Source organism: Acidicapsa ligni, assembly GCF_025685655.1.
Taxonomy (GTDB): domain Bacteria; phylum Acidobacteriota; class Terriglobia; order Terriglobales; family Acidobacteriaceae; genus Acidicapsa; species Acidicapsa ligni.
In genome coordinates this window covers 661,648-687,982 of the sequence record NZ_JAGSYG010000003.1, presented here as the reverse complement: position 1 = coordinate 687,982, position 26,335 = coordinate 661,648, and the positions used below count along the sequence as shown (strand labels likewise).

Genomic DNA, 26,335 nt, shown 5'->3' with positions numbered 1-26,335 from the left:
TCAGAGCGGCTCGCGAGCAGTAGGACTAGGGAAGATCACGGTGAGTAGTAAGTGTGCCATCTAGTGAAAACTCACGTCAGAAGAGGCTTCGCCAACTTGAGCCTCAAGCGGCGCTAAACGATGTCCGATTAAAAAAACCCCCATCGTTATTAACGATGAGGGCTTGTCGCACAAGCTAGTGCTTGAAAGCAGGTGGCACAAGTGACTTCAGTTCGCGCTTGATCGGAATGGTGATCACAGTTGGCCCCTCTGTCGTCAAAGCAATCTTGAACGCAGCTTGGATCTCTTCTTTGGTCGAGGCATTGGCTGTGGAACAACCGTAGCCCTTAGCAAGGGAATTGATGTCAAGGAAGGGGAGATCAAGGGCCGGCACATTGGGAGTCTTCTCCAACTCTGCGAACTCCTTAAGGATGGCATACTCCCCATTGCACGGGACGATGTAGATGATCTTCAACTTATGTTGTGCTGCCGAAGCGAGACTTTGCACTGAGTACTGCAGCGAGCCGTCACCTATCACTGTGATGACTGGGCGATTTGTACCGAGCTTCCTCTGGGCCAGTGCAACACCAACGGAGGATGGTGCATTGTGCCCCAATCCACCACTGGCGTACGTGTAGTACTCACCTGGCGCTTTCGACGGCCACCAATGTAGGAAGTCGTTGTAGTTCGATGGCGTTTCCTGCACAACGATCGCACCTTCCGGCCGAACTTCGCTCAGGGCGGCATACACTTCATTGGCTGTTAGCGGAGAATTCGGAACTTCAGGTAACGTCCTAAGTATCTGTCTTGACGCAGGCGCGATACGAGCTGAGTCATCTTCAACTAGTTCAAGTAGAGCTTCCAACGCGAGCTTCGCATCGGATAGCAGGCTGTCACCCACCAATGCGCTGCCAGCATCTGTCGGGTCGTCAGTTACCTGCAACAGGCTGGAACCCTCCGGAATCACTGGCCCTGGGACATAAGGATAGTAACGAAAGACAGGAGCGCCAATCACCACGATGAGATCGTGACCTTCGAGTCGCTGGCTTAGCGGCCCCATGGCGCTCACCAACTCCCCCTGAAACAACGCATGAGTTTCAGGAAAGCAGGCACGTTCAGCCGCTGGAGCGCGAAAGACAGGTGCGCGGAGCTTCTCTGCCAGCGCGATGCCAGCATCCCACCCTCCCGCTTTTTCAACTTCGGCTCCGTAGATGAGGGCAGGATTCTTCGCAGTAGAGATTCGCTTGGCAAATTCCTTGACCCGTTCCGGATCAGGGCCAACGCGCGAACTCACAGTCCGCACATCTGCAGTTCCGAGGGCCGTCTTGTCCCAGTCGTCTAACGGAATTGAAACGTAGACCGGCCCTGCTGGTGGTTGAAGGGCCAATGCATATGCCCGCATGATCGCTCTGGGAACATCCTGCGCACGCTTTGGTTCATAAGCCCACTTCACATAGGGCTTTGGAAGCGCAGTCTCATCGCGGTTTGTCAGCAGCGGATCGCAAATGATCATCTCCCTCGTCTGCTGACCGGCGGTGATGATGAGAGGTGTCTTATTCTGAAAGGCTGTCATGATGTTGCCCATGCCATTGCCCGTGCCTGCGTTCGTGTGGAGATTGACGAGGACTGGCTTTCCAGTCGCCTGCGCAAAGCCATCGGCCATCGCAACCGCGGAAGCTTCCTGAAGAGCAAGAATGTAATCGAAATCATCTGGAAAGTTTTTCAAGAAGGGTTGTTCGGTAGAACCTGGATTACCGAATATAGTAGTCAGCCCCAGCGACCTCAATAGATCGTATGTTGCTGCCCAAACAGTTTGCTTCTTCTCAGTCGCCATTTTGTGTTCCTCTCTGAAGCCCCCGCGCGGAGTAAACCATCGCGCCGTCACGCTGCGGCGTTAGCTTCTGATTTAGAAGACACTTTCAGGTTGGCATTTTCCAGTAGTCGCAGGGTTAGCTCACAGTGAGGGCGCGTTTATATCGAGCGCGCTTGCTTACAGTGAGCTAACCCTACGTCTCTTCTTTGATCTCCGAGATGCTGTTTAGATCCGATCAGGCTTTTCGCTCGACACATCACTGGAGAAGACAATGTCACGAACTAAATCACCCAGAATGCAAGCTACTTACTTCACAATATGTCTTGCCGCCCTCGCACTCGCTGCATGCTCAATTCAAGCGCAAACCGCGCCTTCGTCTAAGCCGAGCCAAGGAGCCGAGGTAAGTGCTAATGCATCGGCCAGCCAGTCGGAGGATGCAGCCGCAAAGGACGCCGCACAGAATCCTGTTGCCGCGGCGATCAGTGTTCCTTTCCAAAACAATACCTACTACGATGTTGGTCCCTATCGTAGAGCGGAGAACCAACTCCTCATTGAGCCGGTTATTCCCATCAAGCTGTCTGATCGCTGGATCGTCATCTCACGCACAATTACACCAGTAGTGGTTGTGCCGCGCCGCTCGCCAGGAGAGGGTGTTGATTACGGTCTCAGCAATATTCAGCCGCAGTTCTACCTTTCACCCGCTCACCCCGGAAAATTCATTTGGGGAGTGGGGCCTCAGCTGTGGTTGCCTACAGCAACCGACAAGACTCTGGGAACGAACAAATGGGGAGGCGGCCCAGCCTTAGTCGGCCTCATACATCAAGGCCATTGGCTCGGCGGATCTTTGCTCAGCAACCAGTTTGCAGGCGTGAATCATACCCATGTTAACCAGATGCTCATCAATCCGTTCCTCTTTTACAACATGAAGCATGGCTATTACTTTGTGACGACTCCAGTCATTACCGCGGATTGGACGCAGCAGAGGAGTCAGCGTTGGACTGTTCCAGTAGGTGGAGGCGTCGGACGTGTATTCAAAGTAGGGCCCCAACCGTTGAATGCACGCGCTGAGTTCTTCAACAACGTGCGAACTACGAACGGTGGTTCAAGTTGGCAAATGCAAGTCCAACTCCAGTTTCTGTTCATCCAGAAGAAGAAACGCTAGCCGAAGCATTTGTTCTGCGACGCAGCATACTATCGGCATCTCCACTAGCCTGAATGTAAATCAGAACGTCTACACGCAATCTGCGGTGTCGAAGAGGCAGATCGGGGTGAATCAATTTATTAAAGAACTATCGTTTGTATTGTCCTCTTAGCTTCATCGGCCATCTCGCAGTCGAATGCGACCAAATCCGCCTCTCAGGTTGCGGCTTTGCCAGACGCATCAATTACGTCTTCTGCGGAAATTGATCACACTCGAACGCACTCAACCCCAAGGCAAACGTAGTCGATGCATTGGTTCGCGCCGCCCGATACTTGAGCCAAACGAGGGTTGGACCGGGACCGCGACCCGGACAGTTAGCTATCGGAAAAAGCCGCAACCGAGGATCTCGGACGTGGATCTAGGAGGAGCAGGACTTGGTTTGGTAGCGCTTGCTGAGGCGAATCATGCCAGACCAAGTTCCATTCCAGTGGTCGAAATGCAATCGCTCGGAAAATTCGCGCTTTTGTTGCAAAAAGAGGATGGCAATTTCTAGAGCAAGTATCGTGCTGGCTTAGGGCCGGACGAAGAATGGGAAAGTCTCTACTATCCGGACGAAGCTGCTCTTGGGTTCATTTCACTTTACGAAACCGATCACTCGAAGGAATGGCTTATTGCGGCAGCCAAGGCGCTCGCGCACCTAGCGCGCAGCCGCGTGGGGTTCGCGGAGGTCCCGCCTGATCTCATTGGGCGCTCTGGAATTTCTTCCGAAAGAAGATAGGGCGTTGCGTACCCAAATCGAATTAGCGGCAAGACGTGGTATTGCATTCCTGTTGCGCACCCAAATTCAGGCCGGTCCATGTGCCAGTGGATGCCCGGAGCATATGCGAGGGGCACCAAGGACAGTAGTGAGATCCGTATCGACTTTGTGCAGCATTCGCTGTAGTTTCAATCGGGTAATCGTTCGTTTACTCTCACTGTATCCGGAAATGTCGCGTATAGCAGCATAGTAATGAGGAACCTCATTACTATGCTGCGGAGCGCCGTCCGGGTGTGGCCGACTTAAATAAGCCTGCAGTGGAGACCATGAGATAAACAATCCATGATCTATGGAACAGCAACCACGTCTGGGGAGCGAAACATCGAAGCGAACGGCTATTGGACAGCGATGAGATAAATCTGCTGTGTTATGTCTCTCTGCAGCCGTACTGCGTTGCGCGTGCTGCCGAAGACGATCGCACCACCGGCAGTCGCTGGCCATGTATTGTTGCCACCCCCATTGAGGAGAGATCCGGTGCTCCAGCCCGTATCCTTGTGGTAGACCGCCGTCATGACGCGCCAACGCCAGTCGACGGAGCGTGAATCAAACCAGACCGCCCGCACGCTGCCATCCAGGTTGAGGCCAAGGCGAGCATGCTGGCTCATGGTCTGCGCATCTTCAGCCAATACTGTGGGGGGAGCAAAGGTCAGGCCATCGTCAGTGGACACCGCTGCACGAACCGACAGATTTTTGCCGCTGGGTTCCAGCGCTTTGCTTTCCCAGGTGACGATAAGATCGCCAGCTCCGCTGAACGCCACATCAGGATGACGATCTGCCATATCCTCGGCACCGAGCGAGACCGGAGCTGCCCAGGTATTGGATGGGTTCCGCACAGCAACCATAATCTGCCAGTTGTCAGGATCCGTACCCTTCCCAGCCGCGGCGGTTCCGGTCCACAGGGGATCGGGATCCGTACGATTGTCCTGCCAGGTCACAGCGACATGACCGTTCGTGGCGACTGCGATGGCCGGCCAGACTGAGGCCGGATAGCGAGGCGAGCGGGTATCGTCGGGAGTGCCCGCGCTGATGGATTTGCCTTCTCTTGAGAGATTGCGAGGCTCTGCGTCCGCCCCGATCTCCTGAAACATGATATCGAATGGCTGAGTGGCGCGAATCTCCTGCCAGACCAACAATGGCTGACCGTTTGCGGAGAGTGCGAGAGCCGGACGCTCGGCGCGTCCCTCCAGTGCACGCACAGTCTGGGTGGGCTTCCAGGTATGGCCTCCATCTACGGAGTGCCGCAACTGGATCGTGGGCCGGTGTGGTATCTGAGTGGCATCTTCCTGCCATGTAACCCAGACGTCGTTGCCGCGGGCCACCACGCGAGGAAACTGCGCCATACCCTTGCCGCTGAGCGTCTGGCCAGCATCGCTCCAGAAGCCTCTGGCATCGCGTCGGCGATAGACTATCGTGCTGGTAGTTACGCCGTGGACTTCAGCGACTATGTGGATGATACCTGCGTTCACCGCTACGTCAGGAAACCCTGCGAACGCTCCGAGTGCACCCGCTACCCGTACCGCGCCATCGTCCTGGCCTTGATCCTCGGGCACTGCAATCTCCGGCTTCGCTTCAACGCGAGACGGCGAGATAAACAGCGGCGAGACGGCGGCCCTCAGATCGTTTGGAATCGTGGCGCCTGTTCTCGTGAGTCCGGGGCCGCGCACCTCCACGCGGTACCAGTCCGGCTGGTCTCCGGCAGTTACGTCGAGCATCACGGTCTCATCATCACTGGCGGGAACAAATGTCTTCAACGGGCCAGCGCTTCTGCCTGGCTTGCGGTAGACCAGCACCTGCAACCCAGCCGCTCGCTGCACCCGGATGCGCAGGTGTCCTCTGGTGCCGGCTGGAACGATGATCTCATCGCCGCCCATAGCGGTGTAGCCGCCGCCTTTCAGATCGGTCGTGAAGGTGAGGAACGGTCCGGTTGGCTGCGGCGAGAGGCTGGTGTGTCCAGCTCTTAACCCAGCGAGGATTGCACGCTCGTTGTACTCTTCCGCAAAGACGCTGGAGGTGTTCATACCCGGCCCCGCGACCTTCCAGAGCTCTCGCATATGGCTGTCGCTTACGCCAGCTACGCCGAAGCGGAAGCCTGCGTTCCAGCGGTTTTCGTCGTAGTCGATTTGCTTTTCGACATTTCTCGCGCGGTTCCATATCTCGATCAGGTCGACGCCCTGAACGTTTGCAAGCGCATTCAGGCTGCCATCGGTGTTCATCTCGCCGTCGTCAGGATGCGCGACCGACCATACAGCATCCTGGCTGTGCGCGTCCCAAACGGATTGCTGGACATGCGTGAAGTCAGCCCGATCCGCACGGCTGGCGCCCTGAATGATTGAATCCACCGCGCCGAGAACTGTCGCGTGTGGCTTCGTGTTAGCTTCCTCACCCGGTAACAGCAACAGTGATGAGGACTCCCATAGCGGATCGTAGTGCTGGTCATAGGTTCGATGATCGGTCAGCGGCATGAATTTCAAGCCGTTCGCGGTGCCCTGTGCTATTTGATCTGCGACGGACACGTTTCCTTTGGCCTTGTCGTGGTTTCGCTGCCGAGCGAGACTGCCATCATACGAATGATCGTCATGCACATGCAGATCGCCCGCAAGCCAGGTACCAGCCGGAATCATCGGCCCAACCTGAGAGAATCTGGCCACGACCGTTCGCGCTTGCTTCATCGATACGGCGCATGTTCCTGTTCCACGGCAGGCTCCTTGCCAGCCAAGAAACGTGGAATCCCGAGCGGGCACGGCGATCAGACGCACGGTTTCGGATGCGGGAAAAGCTACTGTGCAGCTCGAATCGCAGGCGAGCTTCGAGTCCAGCGACTCTACATTCCCTCTGCCCTCGCCCTGTCGTTGGATAGACAGGGTATGGTCAGAGGCACTCCCACTATGAAGTGCGGCGCCGGTTGTCTTCTGTGAGAATGCGATGCAGGACATCGACGTCAAGAAGAGCAGAGTAGCAAGTCTGACCATTTGGGAGAAAGAAAAGTAGCTTGGAGAATTCATCAAAAAAAGTGCCTCGCGTCGAGTTGCAGGATTGGTGGATTGCTGGCGGTGGAGGCTTTTAGAAAGTGCGTGCCGCTGGTCACGGTGCCAAGCGGATTCCTTCAAGCCATTCGTAAGAACATTTGAAGCAGAGCAATGAGCCTCGACGAGATTGCTCAAGATTGCCAAGGCAGAAGCATGATGTAGACACCATGCTCTTTAGTTGACTGCTCATAACCGGCTTGTATCGATAGGAGTGTAACCGTTGCCGTGCAGGGATATCAGAGAATTCAGGCTCCATTTCTCCGCAATGTTGTGCCCGTTCTGAGCGAATTTGAATACTGTGCAGTGGCGTCAGCTTCAGCATCGAAAGCAGTTCTCGTGAAATGAACGACTTAGTGCGCGCAGGCCGAAAGAGAATTGTGACATCCATATAAATTGACGATGCATGAATGGGATCTGCTGGGCTTTTACCGTGAAGGTTTCGATGGATGAAAGCAAATTCATCGACTGCTCGAAAGTCAAGATGCGGATTGACCATGCAGAAGAATGGCAACGGAACCAGCGTCGATTAACTCGCAGTCGAATGGGTGTAATCGCCATATTGCCGTGTGGAATCGGTCTGTGGATCACTGTCGCAAAGCTGTCCTTCAATAGGACTGTTCCGAGAGTTCTTCGAGGCTCTTACCTCTGGTTTCGGGTAGAAAAAAGATGGTGACAACCAGTCCCAGCCCGCACACGATGGCTGCTGTGCCTTCTACTAGAGGCAGACCATGACTATGCATTAAGAACGGGAAAGTAAAAACGCCGGCAAAGGCACCAATCTTGCCTATGGCCGCAGCGATGCCGTGTCCAGTGGTTCGAACTCTTACAGGGAAAATCTCCGCGGGATACACGAAAACAGTGGCATTCGGACCGAACTTGGTAAAGAAATAGCTAAAGCCGTAGATCATGAGGAAGGGGTATGTCCGCTTCTCAATTCCTGGAATGATAGCGAGCAGGCCAAAGGTCACTGCCATCATGCCGAAACCAAGACTCTGGATCGTTTTGCGGCCCAACTTGTCCATCGTGAAGACTGCGGCCGCATAGCCCGGTACTGCAAAAACGACAAAGATGCCGAATTGGATCAGCGTCCTTTGCAGGATGGTGTGGTCGCCGCCAAGACCGGAAAGCACGAGTGGGCTTGAGACGGTGTTGCCATAGTAGGCAAAGTCCACCAGAAACCAAGCTGCGCTGGCGCCGATCAATTGAGAAAGGAGTCTCTTGCTGCCTGCGAGGTGCTGAAAGCCATCCCAGAATATTGTGGAGTTGCTCTTCCTGGTGGAGTAGCTCTTTGTATCAACGTATTCCAACCCGTGCAGTCCGGCAGCTTCGAGGAAGCGTGGGGTTTCTTTGAGATGTCTGCGTGCACGATATACCGCGAGAGCAGGCAAAGCACCGATAGAGATCAGAATACGCCAGACGACGTTATATGAGAGATGAGTGGTGAGTAAGGCCGCGGCAAGCAGCGGACCGAAGATCAGGCCAGCGGCTTGCATAGCAAAGACGAGCGTGATCAGCATGCCTCGATGAGCTTTTCCGGCATATTCGCTTATGATCGTGGCGGAGACAGGGTAGTCGCCACCAATGCCAATTCCGAGAATGAACCGAAACCCGATGAGCCACCAAATGTTGGGGGATAGTGCGCAAGCTGCCGCGCCTGCCGCAAGGACCAGCATCTCGACCCCATAGATCCTCTTGCGGCCGACTATATCCGCGATGCGACCAAAAAGTAGAGCTCCTATCGCCGAGGCTAACAGGGCTGTGGACTCAACCAGGCCTTCTTCCAGTTTACCGATATGCCACATCGGCTTGAGCAGCACCATGACGATGCCGATGATGAACAGATCATATGCGTCGGTAAAGAAACCAACACCCGAAATGAGCACGATCTTCCAATGCACTTTCGTGATGCCTGCATTGTCCATCTCGGAGAAGTCAGCCTGCCGGAAGTTGATCGAAGTGGCCATATCGTTTCCTTCGCTCCTAAAGGAATTTCTTTGCTTGCGCACGGCCCGATATGCCTATCACTTCGACCCGCATTTCCCACATCAATCGTCTTGTCTGTAGATCTCCTTATGCTCTTTGTGGCCAGGTCTTCGCACCCGGGCTCGGTTCTGAACCAGGAACATGTGCTCGATTCGTTAGAAATAGTCAGGCAGGCAAGATTTCTCCCGGAACTCGGTCGGGGTCATCTTCCACCGTTGTCGGAAGACATTCGAGAAGTGACTGAAGTTGCGGAAACCGAGGTCCAGGGCGATTTCTTTAATCTGACGGTCTGTGTTCAGCAGCAGATCCGCGGCCTGTCCAAGAAGAAGGTTGCTATAGGATTTGTGAGGGCTGATGCCCGTCGAATGTGTAAATAATCGAGAAAATGTAGATGTGCTTCGATTCACCTGACCAGCCAGGAAGGGCACTCTGAAATCATGTGGGGACATGGAACTCATGATCTCGATCGACCGCACCAGTTCGTGCCTGGGAAGATATCTATGGTCGTTGGCATCCTGCCTGCGAATCAGCGATTGAGGCCATTCGCGCAGTACGAGAGAAATAATCTGGCGGGCAAGAGCTGTGGCCATCAGCAGGCTGCTCTGGTCCGACTTGAGCATCTCATCCTCGATCATGCGGGCCAATTGACCAACCCTGGGCATGTTGAGCTTGCCCATAAACACTGAGCGAGGATAGGGAGATGAGCGAGGGTATCCAAGGCGATGCAGCACTGCCGGATGAAATTCGATCGTAACTCCCCGGGTCGGCTTGTTCTCGATGTAATACCGGCTCGCGTGTGGGATCTTGGCATTGGTGAACAAGACCTGATCTTCGTGAAGAAGCTCTCGGCATGAAAACTGCGTGGACTCGAGGATTCCTTCGGTACCGATCACGATTGCCATCTCGTCGTGGGCGTGCATTGGAAAGGTAATGGCTTCTTCGTGATGAAAAAGTTGGACGCGTAATCCAGATTCGGGACAGCATACGAACTTGCTCACACCCATCGCTACACCCCTCGGTTTCAGTGTAATCAGGGTTCATTTATACGTTGTTAATGAACATGCCAGTAACAATCCATCGCTGCTCAGGATGGAGCTAACCGTCCTGAATTCTTGAATATGTACACATTTCCTCGCCATCTCCGAGATTGCGATTGTCGGATTTCGCTCAACTGGCGCGCGAGAAGGGCTCGAAGTAGGCCCTGAATATTGCCGGTTCCGATTCCCTGCGCCTTATTCTGATTTCGTTGATCGAGTTGACTAGGCTTCGAGTTTGCGAGGGTCTTCACCCAGGTACCGGGAGACCTGTCTCATTCCCGAGCGCTTGCCTACAACTTCATGAATTGACAATCTCTGGGCGACTGCCTTGGCCAACAAGCCACGTATCCCGCCTTAGATATGAGGATCAACTGTACTGTGAAATCTATTTTGCTGAATAGGCTCATTCTCAGCTTCTCCATATTCCCTTGCAGCCCACGTTTTATGGAACTGCACTACGGCAGCCTTCGCAGAAACCGTTGCGCGCTGTGACCGATCCGGGCGTGGTGGCGACGAGCCAACGCTTCACTCCGGCGGGTGCTTCCAGCATCTTTTCAGGGATCAGCATATGCTGTCGCATCCAACCACTCGCCATGGCGCTTTTGCCACGTAATCAAAGGACAACAACGATATTGATCGCGACGAGAGCTGGCAAGATCCCTGCCTGGTAATCACACATTCAACCATCAGAACCCTGCAAAAAGCTCAACTACAATTTAGGAGATGCCATGAAAGGCTTCATAAGTTTAACTACCCGGATCTTTTGTTTCTTAATTCTCGCCATCTTGATGTATGACGCGCATCCTGTCGATGGCCAAACCATCACAGGATCTGTACGCGGCACAGTTACAGAATCAAGCGGGGCAGTCGTTCAAGGCGCTGCCGTCAAGATCACCAATGTAAATACGGGCATATCCACAGCTACGCATAGCGACCATTCTGGGTTTTACACCATCCAGTTTCTACCGATTGGCAGCTATAAGCTGGAGATATCGTCATCTGGATTTTCAGACTTCCAGGTCGGTCCGTTCGATCTGGGGATCGATAAGATTGTGGATTTCAATGCCGCGCTGAAGGTTCAGGGTGCATCGAACAACGTCAATGTAAGCTCCGATGCGACTCCTGTACTGGAAACCCAAAGCCCCACATTGGGCGCCACTCTCAGCTTCAATGAGCTAAATAACCTGCCCAACAACGGCCTCAACTTCTCCGCGCTTACACTTTTCGTTCCAGGGGCAGTTACAACCAGCCTCAGCTATATGACGGGATACATCGCCAACTTCCCAACGGCGTCGGCTTTCGATACGCCGCAGTTCAATGGGAATCGTGGACAAAGCAACAGCTACATTCAGGATGGTGTGGAGATCAACCAGAGTATCGATAACCGCATATCCTACAATCTGGCGCCTGCCGCAACACAGGAGATTCGTGTTATCACGGGCAACGCGGACGCAGAGTATGGAAATGCGAGCGGTGGCGAGGTCATTTTGGTGACCAAGGGCGGGAGCAATTCGTTCCACGGAAGTGTCTACAATTTTCTTAGAAATGATTCGCTTGACGCGAACTCCCTGGCAAACAATATCTCGCAGATTCCCAAGAGCAGCTATACGCAAAATCAATTCGGCGCGACCTTTGGAGGTCCCGTCATTAAAAATAAGCTCTTCCTCTTCGCCGACTATGAGGGATTTCGTTATCACTCCGGTGGTGCTGCTACCGCTAGCGTTCCGACCTCACAGATGCGAACTGGAGACCTCTCTCAGCTTCTCAGCGTCAAAAAGATTCAACTGTACAACACGCAAGACGGATTTACTCCTTACGCCAACAATCAGATTCCAATTACCAATCCTGTAGCTACCTTTCTTTTCGCGCATCCCGAGATTTATCCCTTGCCGAACAACACTCCTTTGGATGGTCTGACGCAGAACGACTATATCGGCTACTCCAAGACAGCCTATACGAATGATCAAGGAGACCTTCGGGGCGATTATGCGATTGGCCCTAAGGACTCGCTGATGGTACGGTTCTCACAGGACCAGGCCGTCTCCACGACCGCTCATCCTGTTCTAGCGATCACATTTCCGCAGACGAGCGTTTTTCCATTTCAAAGTTTGGTGCTGAACGAAGTTCATACTTTCGGTCAGTCTTTCGTGAATGAGTTTCGCGCAGGATATATGCGTGTAAATGGACTAGCTTCCGGGGCGACGCAGGATAGTACCGGCTTATTTGGAAAGATGGGAGATAGTGTTGTTGGCATCCCTTATGAGAACCAGCCTTATGAAGGCTTCAGCTTGATGAAATTTTCTGGGAGCGATGCTACTAACATTGGCTCCTCCGCGGTCTCGGATACGATCGTCGATAACACGATCGAATACGGAGACGACATTATTTGGGAACATGGAAATCACGTTACCAAGTTTGGTCTGCAGTTTGTCCGCTACCAGCAAAACTATGCGGTGCCCGGAAATAACGGAGCGTTGGGAAATTTCAGTTATTCCGGCCAATTCACATCGAATCCAACCTCGAATGGAGCGCCGTCGGCGGGCTTTCCGTTCGCGGATTTCGTCCTGGACGAGGGAGTCTCGGCCGGAGTAGGAGGAGTGACAGGACTGTTTGGCGAGCGCCAGTGGCGCGATGCGTACTATGTGCAAGACGATTGGAAGCTGCGCCATAATCTGACCATTAACCTTGGTGTGCGGTACGCGTATGACCAGCCGACCTACGAAGTTCACAATCGACAAGTCTCGGTAAATCTGTCTAACCCGTCCCTCGGTCCTGCAGGAGTGGAACTTGCCGGGCAGAATGGCAACAGCCGGGCGCTTTATAACGCCAACTACACTGCTGTTATGCCGCGCTTAGGCGCGTCCTGGCAGGCGTTGCCACGGCTTGTCGTTCGCATGGGCTATGGCATCACCGATAACCTTGAGGGCGGTGGCGTAGGGACGCGATTTACGCAGAATCCCCCATTTGAAGCCCAGTTTTCAGAGACAACTTCGACGCCGAATCGGACATCAGGCGGCTCTCCTATTCGAGTCGAAAATGGCTTTATGGTATCGACCGGCGGCAGCTTGACGAAGAACACGCAGTACAACATCTGGGCTCCGAATATCCGCCCTGCATTCGTGCAGCAGTACAACCTGAGCGCCCAATTTGAATTGAATCACACCAGTTCGTTGCAGGCTGGTTATGTGGGCCAGATTGGACAGCACTTACTCAACTGGGAGAACTTCAACCAGTGGCCCTCTCCCTGCACGGCTAGTTGCTCAAATGCACCGTTCTATAATTTGATTGGACAAACGGGCTACCTGAGCGTCATTTTGTCCGAAGCCGTCTTTAATTACAACGCACTTCAGGTTGTACTCAAGAATCGCCTAAGTCAGGGGCTTGAGTATTCGATCAACTACACTTGGTCAAAAACGATGACCGACGCGGTGGGAATTCAGGGCTTAGCTGGTGTAGATGCGAACAGCGTGTCTGCCCAGAACGCGTACAACTTGATAGCTGATTACGGCCCGGCAGCTTACGATACACGTCAGAACTTTACAGCAACTGCCGTGTACGATCTGCCCTTTGGCCGCGGACGCAAGTTTGGAACTCAGTGGAACAGGCTGCTGGACAGCGTTGCCGGAGGCTGGAAGACTTCTGGCGTTGTGATTGCGTATTCAGGGTTTCCCATCACGATTACGAGTAACAATAACGCCAACTTAAACGCGGAGACGGCACGCGCGGATCAGTATCTTCCGCTGCATGTCGTCAATCATTCAATCAAGAACTGGTTCGGAACGGATTCATCAGCAAGACCGTGTACGGGAACATCCGGGGCGTTCGATGGATCTTGCGCGTATGGGCCGGAGCTTCCAAATCAACTCGGCACCGCGCGTGTCGGTACAGAGCGGGGACCGCGCTTCACTCAGATAGACCTCTCTGTTTCCAAGGACTTCACCATCTGGGAAGCGCATAAGCTCCAATTTCGCACTGATTTCTTCAATGCGCTTAACATCGCCAGCTATGCCGCGCCCGTAGCGAACATTTCTAGTACGACATTTGGTCAAATCTCGGCTACGGCGACTTCGCCTCGACAAATTCAATTCTCCACCTCCTATCGTTTTTAGGGCGTGGTTAACAGGCCTCCACCCATGAACTATCTTGCGATTTTATAACTGACTATGATGGCGGAATAATAGCACTTCTTTTTTGCCATCATAGTCAGCCAGTAGATATAAGGTCCGTCGCTGGTCGGTCTGAAGTATAGTACAGCATTCGCTGTAACTGGTTCAGTACGTTGAAGCTATAAAAGTGAAGCCGCATCGGACTTAGGTTTTAACTTGAAGTTAATGAGCGTGGCATCGATCTAGCTCGGCGATGCCAAGGATTGTTGCCGTGAACGATTGGTGCTGATAGAACGCGAAACTTCCTTCAGACTAGGTGGAACGTCGCAAACCAGGATGTTTGCTGCAAAGTTCGTCAATTAGATACTTAGTCCTTTGTTGAATGGATAAGCTCTCTTCATCTCTCGGCTTTCAGTTACTACCTGACTGTCTAGCTCTTTTCAAAATTTCCAAAAGTTTTTCCGCAGAGTTACCGGCACTATCGTAAGCTTATTTGCTCCCCAAAGGCCCCGCCTCTAATCTCGCGAGCTAACGGAGGTCCTCGACGTTGCGATCTACCAATACGAACTGCAAGACATCTGGGGAGCCATCAACGCCGCCGGGAGCTTTACATCGATGGTGCCGTGGTGGCGCGTGGTTATCTGAACCGTCCGGAACTGACGGCAGAGCGGTTCCTTGCCAACCCGTTCGCAGATGAGCCCGGGCGCGGATGTACCCTGCGTGCGGTCGCTTCGATTCCTACTATGCAAGCGCCACATCGCGACAATTTGGTCGCTCCCTTCCTCGGTTCTGCAGGCCAGGGTACGGAACTGAAGGAGAATTACAGGGATTCGAAGTGGGCTTCTGGATTTCCAGAGACTGTTTCGGACCAGCGGAACCTTCGAACCCGTTGCATCTGGGGAATCGGGTGGGGAACCATTTGATGTGGCAAGTTGTAAACCTCGTAGAGTCAGAGGGACTGGAAGGGAATTTGGTAGGCGTTAGCGCTACCAATACACCTCCCATACGTGCCCCAGCGAATTCATACGCTTCCACGTTCATTACCTACTTTCCAATAAAATCAACTATTTAGCGTTTTAACCGTCTTTGCGCATTCAAGTGCGTCTGCCTGCAGCCAGAGATTTTGGTATATGGATGGTATTCCCTTCGCGCGATTTACTGACTCTGTGCGATCAACCGCGAAGAAGCGGAGCTCCAAAAGGCGCACCCGTTAGCCCTCCATCAACCATCAACTCGACGGCATTGATGTACGAGGAATCCTCAGAAGCCAGGAAAAGGACTGCCTTTGCGACATCTTCCGGTTCAGCCCATCGGCCCAGCGGAACCATTGAGGAGAACAAATCATCCACCTTGGCGGACTGTTCGGCCGATATTGAAGCGCGAGCTCCGCGCTTCCAGATGGGAGTTTTGGTCGCGCCGGGTGCGACTACATTGACGCGAATGTTGCGCGGGGCGAGGTCGGCAGCGATTGCACGCGCCATCGCCACCACCCCGCCCTTCGTGGTCGCATAGGCAGCTACGCCGGCCTGCCCTAGATAGTTGTGGACCGATCCGTTGAAAATGATACTGGCATTGTCGTTCAACAGAGGAGCGGCGGAGTTGACAGTGAAGAAAGCGCCATTCAGGTTGATGTGGATGACATTCTCAAATACTGCTTCGTCCGTTGCGCCGATGGGCGTTCTACCTGTAATTCCGGCATTGGCAAAGACGATGTCCAACTTTTCGAAATCTCTGGTAAGGTTCGCTTCTTGATTATTCCGATTGGTGATACATGTTGGCGCGCCAGGCGATGCTCCCCAGCCGCCCGAGACGCTTATCTTTCAAAAACTGAAAATTAACGACGGAAGAGCGAGATCGCCTCCAAAAAATAAACGACTATACAGATGCAAATAGAAAAAAGACAAGCAAATAAATCGCTTTACGTAGAGAAGCAATTTCTCCCCGACTTGAGGTACTCTTGTTGTGTTTTGCGGCAGCAAGGAATTTGCAACGTTTACTGAGATCGAGTTTCTGCATCTCGTTGTTCATTGGGATATCTCTGCGAAAGTGGGCAAAGATATGTGGCGCTAACGATAAGGCTGATGCTTCCCGAGCATTCGTCAGCGGGGAGTGTTTGCACACTGGCTGGAAAGCTTCGTATGAGGTGAACTTGCAATGAATCTTCGATCGCTTCGCGGTTGGTGTAGTCAGATCAGCTATTCTGCGCCCGAAGATTAACTCGCAATCGATCTAACAATCCATGCGGCAGGAAAGATGCCAGCCCAACAGAATGTCTATCGTGTTTGGCAGAAGTAAAGGAGCAGCGTGATCCGCCTATGAACATTCGAATTCGATTGTGTTTTCTCTTAGCACTGATCTCTGGCCCAAGCCTATTCGGCGCTGATTTTTCCATGCGGGTGACCGATAAAAATTATCTCGAAACACAAGGGTTTAGCGTATTCCTTTACGACAGCACCTACCATCCCGTCTTCGTCGATCAGAAGAACACAGCGATGGAGATGATTCTTCATGGGGCACGCATTGCCACCAATGGCGACGTGCGCCTGATGCCAACGCCCGAGCAGTGGGATTTAGTGGCGACGCTCAAAAATCGCCAGGCAGATAAGGCAAACAACCGGCTCACTGCCGATCTCGCTTTTCCGACCTTTAATCTCAGCTACACCCTTGAAGTGACAGCGGAGCTAGGTGGCGTGAAGGTCAGCATCAACCTCGACAAGCCACTTCCTGAGAAGCTGGCTGGGCGTGCGGGGTTCAATCTGGAGTTTCTACCCTCCATCTACATGGGTAAGGCTTACCTGGTGGACGGAACGAAAGCCGGTATCTTTCCGCGTACGCCGAACGATTCGATGGTGAAGGTGTTGCCGTTGTCCGATGAACCGAAAAAGGCTTACTACCTGGAGGACTGGGATAAGGCCAAGGGATACACGCAGCCGTTGCCGTTCGCGCAAGGTAAGAGTATTACCTTGGGAGTGGACGACACGCTGGCCCGGGTCAACGTTCAGTCAGATACGGCTGATCTCATGCTCTTCGATGGAAGAGACCGCGCGCAAAATGGATGGTTTGTGCTGCGTTCGCTGATTCCTGCCGGCAAGACCACAGGTGCTATCGTCTGGCATATTCGGCCTGACGTGATTCCGAACTGGACGCGGCCGCCGATGATCGCACACAGCCAGGTTGGTTATGCGCCGGACCTGTCCAAGGTAGCTGTACTTGAACTCGATCCGAAGTACAGCGGCCCGAAGACAGCAAAAGTACTACGCCTCATGGAAGACGGGTCTTATAAGCAGGTGTTCGAAGGCCCGATCACGCCTTCGACCCCTTGGCTGCGCTATGTCTATTCGAAATTCGATTTCACTTCTGTCAAGGATTCCGGCCTGTATGTAATTGAATATGCAGATCAGCGTACCGCCCCTTTTCCCATCGCAAAGGACGCTTACGCGAATATCTGGCAGGACAGTCTTGATCATCACATTGCAGAGCAGATGGATCACGTCTCGGTTCGCGAAGGCTACCGTGTTTGGCACGGTGCTTCCCATCTTGATGATGGCCGTCTCGCGCCTGTTGTAGGCGAGCAATTCGATGGGTGGAATCAGGCTACCGCAACGGATGGAAAGTATAAAGGCGGTGATCATATTCCCGGGATTAATGTAGGTGGTTGGTATGACGCGGGAGACTTCGATCTTGAGGAGCCTGCGCAACTCAGCGTGATTCAGAATCTGGCCCTGGCATATCGCACATTCCATCTCAACTACGATGAGCTCACGGTGAACGAAGCTACACGCGAGGTCGAGATGCATCGTCCCGATGGCGTGCCGGATACTGTGCAGCAGGTCAAGCACGGTGCACTTCTTATCCTGGCGCAGTTTCACAATATCGGGCACGCGATACGCGGCACGCATGAACCGGATTTGCGCCAGTATACGCATCTGGGAGATGGAGCTTCCAAAACTGACGGCCGCATTTATGATCCGAAGCTCGGTCTTGACGAAGCGAAGGGGGACTACTCAGGCAAGCCGGATGACCGCTGGATCTTCTCCTCCAATAACCCGTTTTTCCAATGGAACGCAATCGCATCCCTTGCCGCCGCGGCCGATACCTTGAAAGGCTGGGACGATGCTATGGCGAAAGACTGTCTTGAGACCGCGATCAAAGCATGGAACGAGGAGAAGGCTCATCCGACGCAAAATCCGACAGCGGGTGGCTTAGGTGGAGCGGCTCCGGCAGGTGCTCCGGGTGGTGGTGTGCTGGCTGCATCGCAGGGGGTTGTGTCTGGCGTGCAAGGCATTCACAAGGCGCAGGGCGGTTCGGGTGCTCCCGCAAGTTCTGCCGCGGCAAGTACCCAAACAGCTCCCCCGGCAGGCTCTGGCCGTGGCGGGTTTGGAGTGGGACAAGACTGGGCTGCGGCTCTCGAATTGACGATCGCAACCCACGGCGCGGAGCCCTATAAAGCTCGCCTGAAGGAACTGTTTCCCCAGATGATCATGCCGGAGCAGATGGGCTTCCGTGGGTGGACGGCGGTCCGAGCATTGCCTTACCTGGACGCGAGTGAGAAGGATCAATTGCGGGAAGCGGTGAAGGTATATATGGCGGATCTGGATAAGCAGTTAGTCGCGACACCGTTTGGCGTGCCCCCGAGCCTGGGCACCTGGGGAGGATCGGGAGCCGTGGTTGACATGGCTATCCGGATGTATTTCCTGCACCTGGCGTTTCCGGATCTTGTGAGCGGCGACTACACAATGCGTGCCGTAAATTACATTTTGGGCACGCATCCCGTATCCAGCACCTCGTATGTGGCAGGCGTAGGTACGGTTTCGAAGACGAAGACATACAGCAACAATCGTGCCGATAATGCTTACATTCCGGGTGCTGTAATTCCGGGATACATCATCATCAAGCCGGACTTTCCGGAATGTATCGATGACTTCGGTTTTCTGTGGTTTGAGGATGAAGCCGTCGTGGCAGGTTCAGCCAGTTGGGTTGTAGCTGGCAATGCAGCAGACGCCATCACTAAAGAGTCAAGGTAGGATTGGAGGTCGGTTCTCTTTGACCATGCACAAATGCACCGATGCAGCAATGAAGCTCTTTGAAATGGGCAATACAGAGCCTTACCAGTCGTAGGGGTGTGTATATGGGGTGCAATATATACGCCCTTCCACAATGTACGATTTTACGGAGTCATCGACGTTTGTTGTGCCAAATCCCAAGAGTCAAGATAGATCGCAATGGATCGCAGAAAATCTCTCAAGACCAGCAGCGCCATGGTCACCGTCGCCACTGTTTCGCCACGACTGATAGCCCACCATTCAATCGAAGAAACGGGGCGTACACATCTTCCGATCAACCGCGGATGGCGATATAACAAGATGTCTTCAGAGGAAGCGGCGACTATTACCTTCGATGATTCGAGCTTCGAGCGCATTATCATTTCCCCATGCTAACCAACATCTTCCATGGCACAGCTTCGAAGACAAATCCTACAAGTTCGTATCCATCTATCGCCGCGAACTCTGGATCCCCGTTGAGGTCGTAGGCAAGCGCATTTTCGTTGACTTTGACGGCGTTCTCGACTCGCCAATTGCGCGAAGGAGGCTTTGCTCCGACAGGAACAATGATCGCCGCCCTGTATCGCAAAGGTACCTGAGTCGTTTGAGCAGCAAACGAATTTAACCGCAAACGGTGCGGTGTATGGCACATATGCCGCAACGGTCGGCGCCAAATGAATGCAGGCAACAATATTCAATATTTAACCGGTCTGTAACGATTGTCGTGCCTATCAAATTGTATTCATAGAGTTGTTCGTCAAAGACTGAGCTTAAGCCCCTGAGCGTGTTTACATTCCGCCGTGTGTGCTGATCTCCCCACCAGTCTTCCCAAATCTCCTTCTGTGAACGCCCCGTCAAAAATCCAACTGCGCCGTTAGGAAAAGGCTTGTTCAAAAGTCATTACGCGAGCGTGTTTGCGTACGAAGATATTTACCCGCTCGAATGCACTCTTCCGCGAACCGGTCTGTTTGCGAGCTGAATTGCAATTGATGGAATTGAATGTGCTTATCTCTTGGAGGCGTTGTGCAGGTTGTGACTGAAATTGCGGGATTTAGGGCGAAGGCTGCGGGTACGCTTTTGCTGGGCGTTCTGATGTTGGCCGGTTGCGGTGGTTCATCCTCGTCGAACAAAGTAACTACGGCACCTACGTTTAGTCCGGGTGGAGGAACTTACACCGCATCGCAGACGGTGATCGTTGCTTCGCCGACACCTACGGCAGTCCTTTATTGCACCACGGATGGGACCACGCCTACGACTTCTTCCGCTAAGTGCGCCCAGCCGACGATTGTGTTTCAGACGGAATTTCTCCAGGCCATTGCCGTAGCGCCGGGCATGAGCCCGAGCGCTGTGGCTTCAGCCGGTTATGTGATCAATCTGAATACGGCCCCTGCGCCTACATTCAGCCCGACGGGTGGTACGTTTACGGGCGCGCAGCAGGTGACGATCAGCGATTCGCTGGCTGGGGCGAATATCTATTACACGCTTGACGGGACGATGCCGACGACGAGTTCAATGCTTTATTCGGGTGCGGTGACGATTGCGCAGAGTGCAACGTTGAGTGCCATTGCCACCTCCGCCGGATATACCAACAGTGGTGTGGCGAGCGCGGCGTTTACGATTCAGACCGTGGTTCCGGCGCCGACGATTACGAGCATTGCGCCAACGACAGCGATTGCGGGTGGGGCGGCCTTTACGCTGACGGTGAATGGGGCGAATTATGCGGCTGGCGCGACGGTGCAGTGGAATGGTGCTGCGTTGAAGACGGCATATGTGAGCGCGACGCAGTTGACGGCGATGGTTCCGGCGAATCTGATCGCTGCGCCTGGGACTGCAAATGTGACGGTGGTAACGCCCAGTGGCATCTCGCCGATCTCGGCTTTCACGATCTCGGCGGCTATTCCTACGATTACGGGTATCACTCCAGCGAGCGGCACAACGACGGGCGGAACCTCGGTGACGATTACGGGGACCAACTTTACGGGTGCGACGGCGGTCAATTTTGGCGCGGCGGGCGCGAGCTTCATCGTGAACTCGGGGACCAGTATCACGGCTACTTCGCCAGTGGGTACTGGCACGGTGGATGTGAAGGTGACTACGGCTGGTGGGACGAGCGCGACCAGCGCGGCGGATCAGTTCAGCTACATCGTTCCTGCGCCTACGGTTACGGCGATTGCTCCGGCGATTGGGCCTACGATCGGCGGCTCTTCGGTGACGATTACGGGGACCAACTTTAGCGGCGTGAGCGGGGTTAGTTTTGGCGGCACGGCTGCGAGTGGCTTTACGGTGAATTCGGCGACGAGTATTACTGCTACTTCTCCGCGGGAGAGCGCGGGTGCGGTGGATGTGACGGTGACTACGGCGAATGGGACGAGCGTAACGAGCGCTGCCGACCAATTCACTTACTCCGGTACTGCTCCTGCTTTGAGTGCTCTGAGTCCTTCGGCTGGTCCTCCGGGGACGGCGGTGACGATCAGCGGCAGCAACTTCGGTTCTTCGCAGGGCAATAGCACGGTGAGCTTTAACGGCACTGCGGCGACGACTATCAATAGCTGGGGCGCTAGCTCTATCACGGCGGTGGTTCCAGTGGGTGCTACTTCGGGGCCGATTCTGGTTACGATCGGCAGCGAGGTGAGCAACGGCAACCTGATCTTCTCGGTGGGTACGGCGATCAGCGGGACCGTGATGAGCGGGGCTAGTCCGGTGGTCGGCAATGTGCAGTTGTATGCGGCGGGAACGACTGGTTATGGGGTATCGCCAACCAAGATCGGTGGCCCGGTTGCGACCGACGCCAATGGAAACTTCTCTGCTGTCTATGATTGCTCTACGGTATCAGCGCCGGGAGACCAGCTGTACCTTGTTGCCACCGGCACTGTAAATACGAGTGCTGTGCTCATGTCGGCGCTGGGCTCTTGCGGCGGACTTAGCACTCTCAGCTCGGTTACGGTGAACGAGGTCACCACGGTTGCTTCGGCTTATGCGCTGTCGGCTTTCGCCAGTATGGATTCAGCGGGAGGCATCGATGTGGGCGCGCCTGGAACTGGGCCCTCGTGCAATGCGGCTGGCGGCTGGCTGACCACTGGGCCCTCCACCTGCAACTACATGGGTCTGATGACGGCGTTCGGCACGGCTAACAACATGGTCAATCCGATCACTGGGCAAGCGCGCGCTTTCACGCCGGCTTATTCGCAGAGCCTGACGAGCGACACGAATGTTGTGAACAACAGCACGGTGCCGACTGCGCGCATCAATGCGCTGGCGGACATGCTGGCAAGCTGCGTGGAGAATAACTCTGGCTGCGGAGGCTTACTGGGAGCGGCGGCTACTACGGGCGCGAGTGGGGTGACGCCGAAGGATACGCTGCAGGCGGCGATGAATATCGCGATGAATCCCGGCAACAACGTTACAACGTTGCTGGGCCTGGCTGCTTCGCTGGCGACTCCGCCGTATGCAACTAATATCGGTGCGAGCGAGACCGTGCCGCCTACCGACCTGACACTGGCTTTAACCTTTACCGGGGCGGGCCTGGGGGTAGGACCGGTAGGAAACGCTGCCTACAGCGATCCTTTGTGGGTTGCCAATTCAGGCATGGCCATCGACGCACAGGGCAACATCTGGGTCGCGGCCTTTCCTACGGATGGGTTCAGCAAACCAACCGATATCCTTGCGGAGTTCAACAGCCTGGGTGCGCCCTCGCCTCTGACACCCGCGACCATCTTCAACACGACCACTCCATCCTCGTCTACCTGGGGCGGGTTTAACCCGCAGCCGACCAACCCGCAAGGGCTGGGGCCGATCGCGATCGACCAGACGGGAAGCTTGTGGATGACCGGTGAGCAGGACGGCGTGTTGAAGGTAAACCCCAGCCTCGACCCAACCCAATTGCTCCCCACGCTACAGGCAGGGACAAGTGCCAGCAGCATCGCCATCGATACCAACGGCTTTGCATGGTTAGTAGACGCAAATGGCCTGCAGCAGATCAGTACCGACGATACGGCGGTATTGAATGGAAACAACGGATTTTCTATCTTCGCGTATGCATCTTCACTGGGCTGGATCAACTTCGATTTGAATGGGGGCCTGTGGGCTACCGGCTTCGATTCCAATGGCGCCGCCGAAGTCTTTCAGCTCAGCACCTCGGACGGAAGCCTTCTTTATGCTCCATTCGCCAACTCTGCCGCATACAAAAACACAACCCTGGTTGCGGATGCCTCTGGGGATGTGTACGGCTGTGATCCGACAGGCACCATGCTGTATGAGTTCAACAACGGCGCCACGGTTGGTTCGTCTCCTTACATGCTTCCAAAGGGAATAAGCTGCGGCACGCAGTTGGTGCTGGATGGGCAGGGCCACATCTTCGCGGCGAACGTTACTGCCCAGACTTTCCCTACTTCCACCCAGACGCTGTATGAGTTCACCACCATGGGCGTGGCACTCTCCCCGGTGGCTGGCTACACCGGAACCAGCAGCGCGGAGACGGTGACGCTCAATCCGGATGACGATTTCGAATCCCAGGTGATTGGGGTGAGCGCGGCCATGGATGGGGCAGGCAATCTGTGGGTGCTGAATGTCGATAGCAACGGCTACGACTCCAGTTTCAACCCTGCGCAGCCGGGCAACGCGCTGGTGGAGTTTGTCGGGATCGGCGCGCCGGTGGTGACTCCGGTGTCGGTGGCGCTGACAAACGGCACGCTGGGAACGCGGCCGTAGAGCCGGCATACGGCGCGCGAAGACGGGAGGCCTCCACGTTTTCGCGCGCCGGGCAGCTCGCTTTCACGATGGTGTAACAAAAGAAGATTTTCCGCATTGCCAGGAGAGATTCACGTGCGTGTTGCAGTAGCTCCGCATACTCGAAGCAAGGCCTCCAGTCCGCATTCGCGTGCTGTGGTGTGGGATCGCGCCGCTTATGCGGCGGCCGCAGCGAGGAAACCATCCCTTGCGCCGGGGCACGATGCTGGGCGCAATGCTGCAGCTTGCGAAGAGCCTGTGCACGAAGAGTCGATTGAGCGAACGCTGTATCTCCTGGGTGAGAATGCCCATTCACCGGACAAGGAAAAGGACATTATCCGTCAAGCGATCCTAGTGGACCTGGAAGGTCAGATCTCCGCGCTCTATGACGAGTATCAACCTCGGCTTTACAGCTATCTGCGTAGCCTTGGTCTGGATGAGGACCGCGCCCATGAGGCTATCCAGGAAACCTTCATGCGGTTGACGAAGGCACTGCTCCAAAAGGACAACATCAAGAACGTGCAGGGATGGATCGTGCGCGTGGCGCACAACCTGGCGATGGATGCGCACACGCGGCTGGAGCGAAGCGAATCCGGTCATGCCGACAGCGCTTTTGTGATGCGCAACCAGGCCGATCCTGGACTGAATCCGGAAGAGACCTATCTGCGAAACGAGAGGATCTGGCGCATGGAGGATGCGCTGAAGAGTTTCAGTGAAATGAACCGCCAATGTTTTTACATGCGACTGGAAGGCTTCCGTTTCAAGGACATTGCGATGGCCCTCGGAGTGAGCGAGCCGCGCGTGATCTTCGTGGTGAAGCAGGTGACGATGCGATTGGCGGCGATCTGTGGGTAAAGCAATGGACCGACTCATGCAGCGGCTCTTTCCGGGGATGGGGGAGCACCTTTCCGACGACCGGTTGGTGGACCTGTTCAGCCGCGAACTGCCGCTTGTTCAACGGTGGATTGCCCGGCGGCACCTGGCGATGTGCGAGGTGTGTCAGGCGCGACAGATAGAGCTGGAGGGCTGGCGGAGCGATCGTGTGATCGCAGATTTTCAAGCCTCCAGGAGCCGCAGGGCTTTGACGTTGCCGCCAGAACATGGCGCGGAGTTCAAGCAATGGCTGAAGACCACCGTGCAGCAAACAGCTGCACAGCAGAGGCCTCCGCGGCGCACCCGGTTGAGTTTGCCGCCGGCAAATATTTTGATTTCCCGCTTATTCGCTATGAATACTATTTTGATTTCCGGGGCTGTACTGACTGCAGCCGGCCTGGTTCTGCTCTTTACTTCCTGGTGGCAGCAGCGCGTTCCAAAGATCAGCTCAAATGATCTTTTGACGCGAGCGGAGCAGTGGGACAGGCCACAATCTTCCGTGCCCACGGGCGTGATCCGTCAAAGGGTGCTTATAACGACCCATACGCATTCGGTTGAACGGGCCATCTACAGGGATGTGCAGAGAGTTCGCAGGCCCAGGCGTGTCACGCTGGCCGGACCGGAGGAACAGATCAAGAACAATCTGGATAAGGCAGGGGTCGATTGGGACGCGCCGCTTTCGGCGTCACGTTATCAGGCGTGGCACGATCATTTGCGGAATCGCGAGGACCAGGTGGCATGGGCCGGAGCGCACCTGTTGCGGCTGACGACGGTGGCTGCGGGCGGGCCGGTGTCGGAACAGTCGTTGACGGTACGCGATACGGATTTTCATCCGGTGCAGCGAAGGGTGGTTTTTCGCGACCGCGAAACGATCGAGATCGCGGAGCTGGATTTCAAGGTTTCTCCGTGGGGACCGGAGAATGAAAACTTCTTCGAGCCGCTGGGCGGCATGAATACAGCCGGTTCTTCGCCGCGTGTGCTTATGTTCCCACGTGTTCCCGAAAAAGTGACGGAGAGCCAGTTGGATGAGACGGAATTGAGTGCCCGGTTGATTCTCAACAACCTTCGCGCGGATACCGGTGAGCAGGTCACGATTGCGCGAACGGCGCAAGATGTCGAGGTAAATGGCCTGGTTGAAACAGCGGATCGGAAGCGGGCGCTTCAATCGCAACTTGCCACCGTGTCTCATCTGAAGGTTTCGATCCGAAGCGTTCAGGAGGAACAGAGTTTGCCTGGTTCCGACAGCGGCATCAAGAGTGTCCAGGTGACTTCGATGCCGGAGTTGGAATCGCCATTCGAAAGTTATCTGCTGGCGCATGGGCGCAGTGTGAGAGAGATTAGCGCATTGCAGCAGCAGCTCTTCAAAGCGGCGTTGACGGTCAGCCAGGAGAGCAATGCGATTGCGGATTTGCGCAGACGCTTTGTGGGCGGCGGCCAGACTTCGGTGCTGGCGTCGGCCACTGCGGCGGAACTGCTCTACAACCATCACGAACGGCTGGACGATGCGCTGCGAAAAGAGCGTGACTTGCTGGCCGAGGCGCAGGCTGTTGGAAGTAATTCAGAGCGCGCTTCGCAACCTGCCTCACTGCTTGACGGCGCGAACGAAAATCTGGCGTTGTGCAAGGAATTGACACAAACCAGCGGCCCTGCGACGCGTAGTGCGGAGGCGATTCTGGCGGATATGTCGGTGAGGCTGAATGGCCTGACGGATGCCGCGCGCAAAGCCTATGAACGGCCTCTCGATAACTCAGCTCAAAGCGGAAAGAAGTAGGACGCTCCTGACCATGTTCCCA

Annotated in this window: 13 protein-coding genes; 7 read left to right on the top strand and 6 right to left on the bottom strand. The window is 54.8% G+C overall.

The features are described from left to right. Positions 1-175: 175 nt before the first annotated feature. Positions 176-1,813 (bottom strand): benzoylformate decarboxylase, encoded by a 1,638-nt coding sequence (gene mdlC / locus OHL19_RS13130; RefSeq protein WP_263358151.1) that lies wholly within the window; start codon positions 1,811-1,813, stop codon positions 176-178. A 250-nt stretch (positions 1,814-2,063) separates the two neighbouring features. On the opposite strand from mdlC, the gene OHL19_RS13125 reads away from it, so the two are divergent. Next, the gene (locus tag OHL19_RS13125; protein WP_263358150.1) at positions 2,064-2,954 is read left to right on the top strand and encodes a neuromedin U; all 891 of its coding nucleotides are present in this window, start codon (positions 2,064-2,066) and stop codon (positions 2,952-2,954) included. A 1,131-nt stretch (positions 2,955-4,085) separates the two neighbouring features. Here the strand turns inward: OHL19_RS13125 and OHL19_RS13120 are convergent. The 4 genes from OHL19_RS13120 to OHL19_RS13105 form a co-directional block, all read right to left on the bottom strand. Then, positions 4,086-6,419 carry a CehA/McbA family metallohydrolase gene (locus OHL19_RS13120; protein WP_396126763.1) on the bottom strand — a complete coding sequence of 778 codons (2,334 nt, stop codon included), beginning with the start codon at positions 6,417-6,419 and terminating at the stop codon, positions 4,086-4,088. Between the two features lie 962 nt (positions 6,420-7,381). Further along, a complete protein-coding gene (locus tag OHL19_RS13115; protein ID WP_263358148.1) occupies positions 7,382-8,740 on the bottom strand; it encodes an MFS transporter in 1,359 nt (452 codons plus the stop codon). Between the two features lie 174 nt (positions 8,741-8,914). Beyond that, positions 8,915-9,679: a helix-turn-helix domain-containing protein gene (locus OHL19_RS13110; protein ID WP_263358147.1), complete on the bottom strand. Its 765-nt coding sequence runs from the start codon at positions 9,677-9,679 to the stop codon at positions 8,915-8,917. A gap of 559 nt (positions 9,680-10,238) precedes the next feature. Continuing rightward, on the bottom strand, positions 10,239-10,376 hold the full coding sequence (locus tag OHL19_RS13105; RefSeq protein ID WP_263358146.1) for a hypothetical protein: 138 nt from the start codon (positions 10,374-10,376) through the stop codon (positions 10,239-10,241). Between the two features lie 148 nt (positions 10,377-10,524). Here OHL19_RS13105 and OHL19_RS13100 point away from each other — a divergent pair, with 148 nt between their 5' ends. After that, entirely contained in the window at positions 10,525-13,905 is a 3,381-nt protein-coding gene (locus OHL19_RS13100) for a TonB-dependent receptor (RefSeq protein ID WP_263358145.1), read from the top strand. 1,169 nt (positions 13,906-15,074) lie between these two features. Here OHL19_RS13100 and OHL19_RS13095 read toward each other — a convergent pair. After that, positions 15,075-15,671, bottom strand: coding sequence for an SDR family NAD(P)-dependent oxidoreductase (locus OHL19_RS13095; RefSeq protein ID WP_263358379.1), 597 nt, complete (start codon positions 15,669-15,671; stop codon positions 15,075-15,077). A 546-nt stretch (positions 15,672-16,217) separates the two neighbouring features. On the opposite strand from OHL19_RS13095, the gene OHL19_RS13090 reads away from it, so the two are divergent. The 5 genes from OHL19_RS13090 (at position 16,218) to OHL19_RS13070 (ending at position 26,313) form a co-directional block, all read left to right on the top strand. Then, complete coding sequence (locus tag OHL19_RS13090) at positions 16,218-18,926, top strand: glycoside hydrolase family 9 protein (protein ID WP_263358144.1); 2,709 nt, start codon at positions 16,218-16,220, stop codon at positions 18,924-18,926. 198 nt (positions 18,927-19,124) lie between these two features. Continuing rightward, complete coding sequence (locus tag OHL19_RS13085) at positions 19,125-19,340, top strand: hypothetical protein (protein WP_263358143.1); 216 nt, start codon at positions 19,125-19,127, stop codon at positions 19,338-19,340. Between the two features lie 627 nt (positions 19,341-19,967). Next, positions 19,968-23,651 (top strand): IPT/TIG domain-containing protein, encoded by a 3,684-nt coding sequence (locus OHL19_RS13080; RefSeq protein ID WP_263358142.1) that lies wholly within the window; start codon positions 19,968-19,970, stop codon positions 23,649-23,651. 114 nt (positions 23,652-23,765) lie between these two features. Continuing rightward, entirely contained in the window at positions 23,766-24,524 is a 759-nt protein-coding gene (locus tag OHL19_RS13075; protein WP_263358141.1) for an RNA polymerase sigma factor, read from the top strand. A gap of 4 nt (positions 24,525-24,528) precedes the next feature. Beyond that, positions 24,529-26,313 carry a hypothetical protein gene (locus OHL19_RS13070; protein WP_263358140.1) on the top strand — a complete coding sequence of 595 codons (1,785 nt, stop codon included), beginning with the start codon at positions 24,529-24,531 and terminating at the stop codon, positions 26,311-26,313. Positions 26,314-26,335 lie beyond the last annotated feature (22 nt).

Excerpts from the sequence above, each read along its gene's own strand:
- OHL19_RS13085 (WP_263358143.1), top strand. The coding sequence starts at position 19,125 with ATGGATCGCAGAAAATCTCTCAAGACCAGCAGCGCCATGGTCACCGTC.
- OHL19_RS13120 (WP_396126763.1), bottom strand. The coding sequence starts at position 6,419 with ATGAAGCAAGCGCGAACGGTCGTGGCCAGATTCTCTCAGGTTGGGCCG.
- OHL19_RS13115 (WP_263358148.1), bottom strand. The coding sequence starts at position 8,740 with ATGGCCACTTCGATCAACTTCCGGCAGGCTGACTTCTCCGAGATGGAC.
- OHL19_RS13090 (WP_263358144.1), top strand. The coding sequence starts at position 16,218 with ATGAACATTCGAATTCGATTGTGTTTTCTCTTAGCACTGATCTCTGGC.
- OHL19_RS13125 (WP_263358150.1), top strand. The coding sequence starts at position 2,064 with ATGTCACGAACTAAATCACCCAGAATGCAAGCTACTTACTTCACAATA.
- OHL19_RS13105 (WP_263358146.1), bottom strand. The coding sequence starts at position 10,376 with ATGCGACAGCATATGCTGATCCCTGAAAAGATGCTGGAAGCACCCGCC.
- OHL19_RS13100 (WP_263358145.1), top strand. The coding sequence starts at position 10,525 with ATGAAAGGCTTCATAAGTTTAACTACCCGGATCTTTTGTTTCTTAATT.
- OHL19_RS13110 (WP_263358147.1), bottom strand. The coding sequence starts at position 9,679 with ATGCACGCCCACGACGAGATGGCAATCGTGATCGGTACCGAAGGAATC.
- mdlC (WP_263358151.1), bottom strand. The coding sequence starts at position 1,813 with ATGGCGACTGAGAAGAAGCAAACTGTTTGGGCAGCAACATACGATCTA.
- OHL19_RS13070 (WP_263358140.1), top strand. The coding sequence starts at position 24,529 with ATGGACCGACTCATGCAGCGGCTCTTTCCGGGGATGGGGGAGCACCTT.